This is a genomic window from Xenorhabdus entomophaga (assembly GCF_037996725.1).
GTDB lineage: Bacteria > Pseudomonadota > Gammaproteobacteria > Enterobacterales > Enterobacteriaceae > Xenorhabdus > Xenorhabdus khoisanae.
The window spans coordinates 1-223 of record NZ_JBBMXH010000547.1 but is presented as its reverse complement, the minus strand read 5'-3'; the positions used below and the strand labels follow the sequence as shown (position 1 = coordinate 223).

The following is a 223-nucleotide window of genomic DNA, read 5'->3' as shown; positions in this document are numbered from 1 at the left end:
AGCAAGATCTGCGACCATTCATTCAGATGAATACCGGGAGAAAGAATACGATCCGCTAAAACCTCATATCGATATCCGCAAGAACGGAATTTACTGGGTTGAACCTAAAGAGCAAGGTGGCGAAATCGTCGAAGTCGAAAAATGGCTGAGTGATTACATGGAAATCGTTGGCATTGGCAATGATGGCAGCGAAGGCTATCTCATTATTAAGTTGCTTCAGGAA

1 pseudogene is annotated in these 223 nt (G+C 43.5%); it reads left to right on the top strand.

Features of this window, described 5'->3' with window-relative positions:
• A pseudogene (locus AAC854_RS24015) lies at window positions 1–223 on the top strand (hypothetical protein); the annotation flags it as partial.